We start from the raw sequence: 8,342 nt of genomic DNA, 5'->3' as shown, positions 1-8,342 counted from the left end.
CTGGCCTCCTCGGTATGGACCAAGGACCACGCACGCGCCATGCGGATGTCCAAGGCCCTGGACTTCGGCTGCGTCTGGATCAACACCCACATCCCGCTCGTCGCCGAGATGCCACACGGCGGCTTCAAGAAGTCCGGCTACGGCAAGGACCTCTCGGCCTACGGCTTCGAGGACTACACCCGGATCAAGCACGTCATGACCTCACTGGGCTGACGCCTGACCGCCCCGGACGGCCGACATCGGCGGCCGACCCTATCCGATCACCGAATCCGTCGTGAAACTAAAAAGCAACAACGGAATCCCTTGTTGAAGAGAATGTCCTCTGTCAGGATCGGCCTTCGATTCCGGCTAGAACGACGCCATACCCCGAGGGGCGACCGGCGGAGGAGAGCACGCGATGGACCAGCGGTTCGATGTGACGGAGCGGTTCGCCCAGGGTGCGCAGTACATCGCGGGCCGGCTGCGCACAGGCGGCTCGGAACACCTACACGCGGTCGTCGACCCGGCCACCGGCGAGCAGGTGTACACCTACCGGCTCGCCGGTCCGGCCGACGTCGACGACGCCGTGGCGGCGGCGGAGGCCGCCTTCCCCGAATGGGCGGGCGCCACCCCCGGTGAGCGGTCGGACGCCATGCACCGGTTCGCCGCCGCGCTCGGGGAGCAGGCGGAGGAGCTCGCCTACGCCGAGTCGTTGCAGTGCGGTAAGCCGATCAAGCTCACCACCGAGTTCGACGTCCCCGGCAGCATCGACAACACCGCCTTCTTCGCGGGCGCCGCCCGCCAGCTGGAGGGCAGGGCGGCCGCCGAGTACAGCGGTGACCACACCTCGTACATCCGCCGTGAGCCGATCGGCGTCGTCGGCTCCATCGCCCCCTGGAACTATCCGCTCCAGATGGCGGCGTGGAAAGTCCTCCCGGCCATCGCCGCGGGCAACACCATCGTCCTCAAGCCCGCCGAACTCACCCCGTTGACCTCGCTGATGTTCGCGCAGGCGGCCACCGAGGCGGGCATCCCGGACGGTGTCGTCAACATCGTGACCGGCAGCGGCGTGGGCGCCGGTGAACAGCTGGTCGGCCACCCCGGCGTGGCCATGACCTCCTTCACCGGCTCGACCGCGGTCGGTAAGCGGGTGGCCGAACTGGCCACCGCCACCGTCAAGCGGCTCCACCTCGAACTCGGCGGCAAGGCGCCCTTCGTCGTCTTCGACGACGCGGACGTCGAGGCCGCCGCCCACGGCGCCGTCGCGGGCGCCCTGATCAACACCGGCCAGGACTGCACCGCCGCCACCCGCGCCTACGTCCAGCGCCCGCTGTACGACGCGTTCGTGGCCGCCGTCGCCGAGCTGATGGCGTCCGTACGCCTCGGCGACCCGTTCGACCCGCACACCGACCTCGGCCCCCTCATCTCGCGCACCCAGCGCGACCGCGTTGCGGGCTTCGTCGAGCGGGCCCGCGGCTACGCCACCGTCGTCACCGGCGGTGAGGCCCCCGGCGGCGATCTCGTCAAGGGCGCCTACTACCGGCCCACCCTCATCACCGGTGCCGCCCAGGACAGCGAGATCGTCCAGTCCGAGATCTTCGGCCCGGTCCTGGTCGTCCTCCCCTTCGACAGCGACGACGAGGGCCTGGCCCTGGCCAATGACACCCCCTACGGCCTCGCCGCCTCCGCCTGGAGCCGCGATGTCTACCGGACCCACCGCGCCACCCGCGAGATCAAGGCCGGATGTGTGTGGATCAACGACCACATCCCGATCATCAGCGAGATGCCGCACGGCGGCTTCAAGAAGTCCGGCTACGGCAAGGACATGTCGGCGTACTCCCTCGAGGAGTACACGCAGGTCAAGCATGTGATGTTCGACAACACGGCGGAGGTCCGCAAGGACTGGCACCGCACGGTCTTCGGGGACCGACAGATCTGATCCGTGCGGCCACCGCGGGTGGCCTTCGGCCGGCTGGGACCGGCCCGCACCGGCCGGCACCTTCGAAAGGCACAGCTTCATGGAACGAACGGAACCAACGGGGCCAACGGAACCCACCCACGAGTCCGAGAGCCTGTCCCCACCGCAGATCGCCGCGATCCGCCGCAGCATGACCAGCGGCCGGATGGCACTGACCCGCCGCGGCCTGCTGCGCGCCGGCAGCGCCGGAGCGTTCGCCATCGGCGGGCTCGGGGCGCTGAGCGGCTGCGGCATCCCGCCCGCGGGGCGCGCCGAGGCGGACAACGCTTCCGATGACCACTCCGACGACGAGAAGCGGGTCAACTTCTCCAACTGGACCGAGTACATCGACGTCACCGACGACAACAAGCACCGTCCGACGCTCGAGGAGTTCCGGCGCCGCACCGGCATCACGGTGAAGTACACCGAGGACATCAACGACAACGTCGAGTTCTTCGGAAAGATCAAGCCCCAGCTCGCCGCGGGCCAGGACACCGGACGCGACCTCATCTGCGTCACCGACTGGCTGGCCGGACGGATGATCCGGCTCGGCTGGATGCAGCGGCTGGACGCGGCCAACCTGCCGCACGCGTACACCAACCTCGGGCAAGGCTTCCGCAATCCGGACTGGGACCCGGGCCGCGCCCACTCCTACCCGTGGACCGGTATCCCCGCCGTCATCGCGTACAACAAGAAGGCCACCGACGGCCGCGCGATCACCTCCGTCTCCCAGCTGCTGGAGGACCCCAAGCTCAAGGGCCGGGTCGGCATGCTGACCGAGATGCGCGACACCGTCGGGCTCACCCTGCTCGACATGGGCAAGCGCCCCGAGACCGTCACCGCCGACGAGTACGACGCCGCCATCGCCCGGCTCCAGAAGGCCACCGACCGCGGTCAGATCCGCCGGTTCACCGGCAACGACTACACCGGCGACCTCACCAAGGGCGACCTCGCCGCGTGTCTGGCCTGGGCCGGTGACCTCATCCAGCTCCAGGCGGACAACCCGGAGATCGAGTTCGCCATCCCGGAGGCGGGCTACATGATCTCCACCGACAACCTCCTCATCCCCGACAAGGCCCGCCACAAGAAGAACGCCGAACGGCTCATCGACTACTACTACGAGCCCAAGGTCGCCGCGAAGACCGCCGCGTACATCAACTACGTCTGTCCGGTCGACGGCGTACGCGCCGAACTTGCGAAGATCGACAAGGATCTGGCGAACAACCCGCTGATCATCCCGGATGACGAGATGGTCGCCAAGGCCCACGCTTTCCGCCTGCTGTCGAGCAAGGAAGAGACGGCATTCGAGGACAAGTTCGCCAAGCTCACCGGCGCCTGACAAGCGAGGAAGACCCCAGCCATGCCCCAGCAGCCCACCACCGGCGGTGATGTCCGCCTCACCGGGATCAGCAAGACCTACGGGTCGTTCACCGCCGTCCACCCGCTCGATCTGGACATACCCGCCGGCTCCTTCTTCGCCCTGCTCGGCGCCTCCGGCTGCGGCAAGACCACCACCCTGCGCATGATCGCGGGCCTGGAGGACCCCACCACCGGCACCGTCCTGCTCGCCGGACAGGACGTCACCGCCCTCCCGCCGTACAAGCGCCCGGTGAACACCGTCTTCCAGAGCTACGCCCTCTTCCCGCACCTCGACATCTACGAGAACGTCGCCTTCGGCCTGCGCCGCCGCGGCATCAGGTCGGTGAAGAAGCAGGTCGACGAGATGCTGGAGCTGGTCCAGCTCGGCGACTTCGCCCGCCGCAAGCCCCAGCAGCTCTCCGGCGGCCAGCAGCAGCGCGTCGCCGTCGCCCGCGCGCTGATCAACCACCCGCGGGTGCTGCTCCTCGACGAGCCGCTGGGCGCCCTCGACCTCAAGCTGCGCCGTCAGATGCAGCTCGAGCTCAAGCGCATCCAGACCGAGGTGGGCATCACCTTCGTCCATGTCACCCACGACCAGGAGGAGGCCATGACCATGGCCGACACGGTCGCGGTGATGAACGGCGGCCGCGTCGAGCAGCAGGGCGCCCCCGCCGAGCTCTACGAGAACCCCGCCACCACCTTCGTCGCCAACTTCCTCGGCACCTCCAACCTCATCGAGGCCGAGATCAGCGACAAGAGCGGCGGCACCCTGGTGCTGACCACCGCGGGCGGCAAGCTCGCCCTGCCCGCCGCCCGCTGCGGCGCGCCCGTGCGCACCGGCGGCAAGGTGCTCGTCGGAGTGCGCCCGGAGAAGATCTCCCTCACCCACGCCGAGGACGCCGGCACCGTCGCCGACGGGCGCAACCGGATCACCGGCCGGATCGCGGACTCCAGCTTCATCGGCGTCTCCACGCAGTACGTGGTGCAGACCCCGGACTGCCCCGAGATCGCCGTCTACGAGCAGAACATCGAACGCGATGCGCGGCTGGTCCCCGGCGCCGAGGTCGTCCTGCACTGGAACCCGGCGCACACCTTCGGCCTCGACGCCGCCCAGGACATCGACGCGGGCACGGAACGCGACGAGGAGGCGGCGTGAGCGCGACCACCGCCCCCAAACCGGCACCCCCGGCGCCGCCCCCGCCGCCGGCAGCCGCGGCGGGCGTCCGTAAGGCCGCGCTCCGCAAGAAGCTGGTCCCCTACTGGCTGCTGCTCCCCGGCATCCTGTGGCTGCTGATCTTCTTCGCGGCGCCGCTGGTCTACCAGGCGTCCACCTCGGTCCAGACCGGCTCCCTCGAAGAGGGCTTCAAGGTCACCTGGCACTTCCAGACCTACTGGGACGCGCTTACCGAGTACTACCCGCAGTTCCTGCGCTCGGTGATGTACGCGGCGACCGCCACCGTGCTGTGCCTGCTGCTCGGCTATCCGCTCGCGTATCTCATCGCGTTCCGCGCGGGCCGCTGGCGCAATCTGGTGATGATCCTGGTCATCGCGCCGTTCTTCACCAGCTTCCTGATCCGCACGCTGGCCTGGAAGACCATCCTGTCCGACAGCGGTCCGGTGGTCGGCGTGCTGAACTCCCTGCACATCCTGGATGTGACCAGTCAGCTCGGGCTCACCGAGGGCGAACGGGTGCTGGCCACGCCGCTGGCGGTGGTCTGCGGTCTGACGTACAACTTCCTGCCCTTCATGATCCTGCCCCTCTACAGCTCGCTGGAGCGCATCGACGGCAGGCTGCACGAGGCGGCCGGGGATCTGTACGCCAAGCCCTTCACCACCTTCCGCAAGGTGACCTTCCCGCTGTCGATGCCGGGCGTGGTCGCGGGCACCCTGCTCACCTTCATTCCGGCCACGGGCGACTACATCAACGCCGAGCTGCTGGGCTCGACCGACCAGAAGATGGTCGGCAACGTCATCCAGTCGCAGTTCCTGCGGGTACTCGACTACCCGACGGCCGCGGCGCTGTCCTTCATCCTCATGGCGGCGATCCTCGCGATGGTCACCGTCTATATCCGCAGGTCCGGGACGGAGGATCTGGTCTGATGGCTCTGACACGCTGGATACGGCGGAACCTGGTCGTCATCGCGGGGCTCGGCACGCTCGCCTATCTGATCCTGCCCAACGTCGTCGTCCTGGTCTTCTCCTTCAACAAGCCCAACGGCCGGTTCAACTACGAATGGCAGCGGTTCTCCACCGACGCCTGGACCGACCCCTGCGGCGTCGCCGACATGTGCGGCTCGCTCGCGCTGAGCCTGAAGATCGCGGTGTGGGCGACCATCGGCGCCACCGTCCTGGGCACCATGATCGCCTTCGCGCTGGCCCGCTACCGTTTCCGGGCCCGCCCGGCCGTCAACAGCCTGATCTTCCTGCCGATGGCGATGCCCGAGGTCGTCATGGCCGCCTCGCTGGCCACGCTCTTCCTCAACATGGGCGTCGACTTCGGCTTCTGGACGATCCTCATCGCCCACATCATGTTCTGCCTGAGCTTCGTCGTCACCGCCGTCAAGGCGCGGGTGCTGAGCATGGACCCCCGGCTGGAACAGGCCGCCCAGGACCTCTACGCCTCCCCGGCGCAGACCTTCCTGCGCGTCACCCTGCCGATCGCGGCCCCCGGTATCGCCGCCGGTGCGCTGCTGTCCTTCGCGCTCTCCTTCGACGACTTCATCATCACCAACTTCAACGCCGGCTCGACCGTCACCTTCCCCATGTTCGTCTGGGGATCCGCACAGCGCGGTACGCCCGTACAGGTCAATGTGATCGGCACGGCGATGTTCGCCATCGCGGTGCTGTGCGTCCTCGTCGGCCAACTGGCCGGCACCCGCCGCAAGAGGAGCTGAAACCCATGGCCGCAGACGCCATGACGCGCTCTACCGGGGACAGCGCCCCCGGACCGTCCGCCCTGGAATCCCTGGCCGACGCCGCGTACACCCCGTACTGGCTGGAGGACCCCGGCCGGCCCCGTGCCCGTCCCGCCCTCGTCGGGGACGAGCACTGCGATCTGCTGGTCATCGGCGGCGGCTACAGCGGACTGTGGACCGCCCTGATCGCCAAGGAGCGCGACCCCGACCGCGATGTGGTGCTGCTCGAGGGCCAGGAGATCGGCTGGGCCGCCTCCGGGCGCAACGGCGGCTTCTGCGCCGCCTCCCTCACCCACGGCCTCGGCAACGGTCTGGCCCGCTGGCCCGGTGAACAGGCCGAACTCGAACGGCTCGGCCACCGGAACCTCGACGAGATCGAAGCCACCGTCGCCCGCTACGGCATCGACTGCGACTTCGAGCGCACCGGCGAGATCGACGTGGCCACCGAGCCCCACCAGATCGAGGAGCTGCGCGAGACCGCCGAACTGACCGCCCGGCTCGGCGTCGCGGAGCAGGAGTTCCTCGACCGCGACGCGGTGCGCGCCGAGGTCGACTCGCCGACCTTCCTCGCCGGGCTGTGGGACCGCAAGGGCGTGGCGATGGTGCACCCCGCCAAGCTGGCCTGGGGCCTGAAGCGCGCCTGCGCCGAACTGGGCGTACGGATCTACGAGCACACCCCGGCCGAGCGGCTGACGAGCGCCGGGGCGGCGATGGCCGTCCGTACCCCGTACGGCCGGGTGCGTGCCCGTCAGGTGGCGCTCGCCACCAACGCCTTCCCCGCGCTGGTGCGGCGCGTCCGCCCGTATGTCGTGCCCGTCTACGACCACGCGCTGATGACGGAGCCGCTGACCGAGGAGCAGCTCGACGCGATCGGCTGGAAGCGGCGGCAGGGGCTGAGCGACACCAACAACCACTTCCACTACTTCCGCATCACCGCCGACCACCGCATCCTGTGGGGCGGCTACGACATCATCTACCGCTACGGCGGCCGGGTGCGCGCCGAGTACGACCACCACCCGGCCACCTACGGCACCCTCGCCCGGAACTTCTTCCGCTGCTTCCCGCAGCTGGAGGGCGTGCGTTTCAGCCACGCCTGGGGCGGCGCGATCGACACCTGCTCGCGCTTCTCCCCGTTCTTCGGCAGCGCGCACGGCGGACGGGTGGTCTACGCCCTCGGGTACACCGGCCTCGGCGTCGGGGCGACCCGCTTCGGCGCGGAGGTGATGCTCGATCTGCTCGGCGGTGAGCCCAGCGCGCGCACCCGGCTGGAGATGGTGCGCAGCAAGCCGCTGCCCTTCCCGCCGGAGCCGGTGCGCTGGGCGGGCATCGGGATCACGCAGTGGTCGATGACCCGGGCGGATGAGAACGGGGGCCGCCGGAATCTGTGGCTGAAGGCGATGGACAAGATAGGGCTGGGCTTCGACAGCTGAGGTGGGCCTGCGGCCCGGGTGGTCGGCCACGGCCACGTCGGAGGACGCCGACCAGCCCGCCATCACTCCTCCGACGCGAGTGTCTCCAGCGCGAAGAGCACCACGTGCTGCCAGAACATGGCCGGGCTGTCGAAGGACTGCGGATCGACGTCGCGGATCTCCCCGACCAGGCGGCGCACCTCGTCTGCGATCTCTTCCTCCGATTCGTCCTCGTCCGCGCTGTAGAACAGGTCGAGGCCCTTGAACTTCAACCGGAGCTCGTACGCGGTCTCCAGGAACCGCTCCAGGGACGTGTTGGCGAGCGCGAACTTCCGGTCGCTGCTCCCCGGCTCGTACCAGTAGATGCGGTTGTCCGCCCGAGACATGCAGGCCAAACCGCCCATGCCCGAGGCGATCACGATGTCGTCCCGAACCTCCGGCGGGAACTTGTCCGGCGTCCCGGTGTCGAGGGCCTGGCTGATGGTCAGCGGCGGGTCGGTCCGGACGTTGCCGAAATACAGCTGGCCCAGGAGTGACTGGGGCATGCCGACCTCGGTCAGCAGCCGCCGATCCTCGGGGTTGGCGAAATGCCGCTCGGCGACCTCCGGCGGCATCGTCTCGACCCAGAGCGAGCCGAACGCCGACACCAATTCCGCGTGCGTGACCATCGCGGGCTCCTCAGCCGGCTGCCTACCCGGTTTACCACGGGGCGTACCTTAGCAA

The 8,342-nt window shown here is 69.0% G+C and carries 8 protein-coding genes; 7 read left to right on the top strand and 1 reads right to left on the bottom strand.

Translation table 11 applies throughout. The features are described from left to right. The 7 genes from ACWDSL_RS02255 to ACWDSL_RS02225 form a co-directional block, all read left to right on the top strand. Positions 1 to 213: aldehyde dehydrogenase family protein (locus ACWDSL_RS02255; RefSeq protein WP_450480816.1), on the top strand; the 213-nt coding region annotated here is incomplete at its 5' end. Positions 214 to 397: 184 nt separating this feature from the next. Continuing rightward, positions 398 to 1,918 (top strand): gamma-aminobutyraldehyde dehydrogenase, encoded by a 1,521-nt coding sequence (locus ACWDSL_RS02250; protein ID WP_450480814.1) that lies wholly within the window; start codon positions 398 to 400, stop codon positions 1,916 to 1,918. Between the two features lie 79 nt (positions 1,919 to 1,997). Then, positions 1,998 to 3,275 (top strand): polyamine ABC transporter substrate-binding protein, encoded by a 1,278-nt coding sequence (locus ACWDSL_RS02245; RefSeq protein ID WP_450480812.1) that lies wholly within the window; start codon positions 1,998 to 2,000, stop codon positions 3,273 to 3,275. Between the two features lie 21 nt (positions 3,276 to 3,296). After that, positions 3,297 to 4,451, top strand: coding sequence for an ABC transporter ATP-binding protein (locus tag ACWDSL_RS02240; protein ID WP_450480810.1), 1,155 nt, complete (start codon positions 3,297 to 3,299; stop codon positions 4,449 to 4,451). Beyond that, positions 4,448 to 5,395, top strand: a complete 948-nt coding sequence (locus ACWDSL_RS02235; RefSeq protein WP_450480808.1) for an ABC transporter permease — start codon at positions 4,448 to 4,450, stop codon at positions 5,393 to 5,395. The genes ACWDSL_RS02240 and ACWDSL_RS02235 overlap by 4 nt, the downstream gene beginning before the upstream one ends. Next, positions 5,395 to 6,189: an ABC transporter permease gene (locus tag ACWDSL_RS02230; protein ID WP_450480806.1), complete on the top strand. Its 795-nt coding sequence runs from the start codon at positions 5,395 to 5,397 to the stop codon at positions 6,187 to 6,189. The genes ACWDSL_RS02235 and ACWDSL_RS02230 overlap by 1 nt, the downstream gene beginning before the upstream one ends. 5 nt (positions 6,190 to 6,194) lie before the next feature. Then, complete coding sequence (locus ACWDSL_RS02225; protein WP_450480804.1) at positions 6,195 to 7,640, top strand: NAD(P)/FAD-dependent oxidoreductase; 1,446 nt, start codon at positions 6,195 to 6,197, stop codon at positions 7,638 to 7,640. Between the two features lie 62 nt (positions 7,641 to 7,702). On the opposite strand, the gene ACWDSL_RS02220 is transcribed toward ACWDSL_RS02225, so the two are convergent. Next, complete coding sequence (locus tag ACWDSL_RS02220) at positions 7,703 to 8,287, bottom strand: SUKH-4 family immunity protein (RefSeq protein WP_450480802.1); 585 nt, start codon at positions 8,285 to 8,287, stop codon at positions 7,703 to 7,705. Positions 8,288 to 8,342 lie beyond the last annotated feature (55 nt).

It is taken from the genome of Streptomyces sp. NPDC000941, from assembly GCF_053599555.1.
The sequence above is the reverse complement of the archived record's forward strand: the minus strand, read 5'-3'. Positions and strand labels throughout refer to the sequence as shown.

Bases quoted from the DNA above. Each gene is read 5' to 3' on its own strand.
- ACWDSL_RS02250 (WP_450480814.1), top strand. From the start codon at position 398: ATGGACCAGCGGTTCGATGTGACGGAGCGGTTCGCCCAGGGTGCGCAG.
- ACWDSL_RS02245 (WP_450480812.1), top strand. From the start codon at position 1,998: ATGGAACGAACGGAACCAACGGGGCCAACGGAACCCACCCACGAGTCC.
- ACWDSL_RS02240 (WP_450480810.1), top strand. From the start codon at position 3,297: ATGCCCCAGCAGCCCACCACCGGCGGTGATGTCCGCCTCACCGGGATC.
- ACWDSL_RS02230 (WP_450480806.1), top strand. From the start codon at position 5,395: ATGGCTCTGACACGCTGGATACGGCGGAACCTGGTCGTCATCGCGGGG.
- ACWDSL_RS02225 (WP_450480804.1), top strand. From the start codon at position 6,195: ATGGCCGCAGACGCCATGACGCGCTCTACCGGGGACAGCGCCCCCGGA.
- ACWDSL_RS02220 (WP_450480802.1), bottom strand. From the start codon at position 8,287: ATGGTCACGCACGCGGAATTGGTGTCGGCGTTCGGCTCGCTCTGGGTC.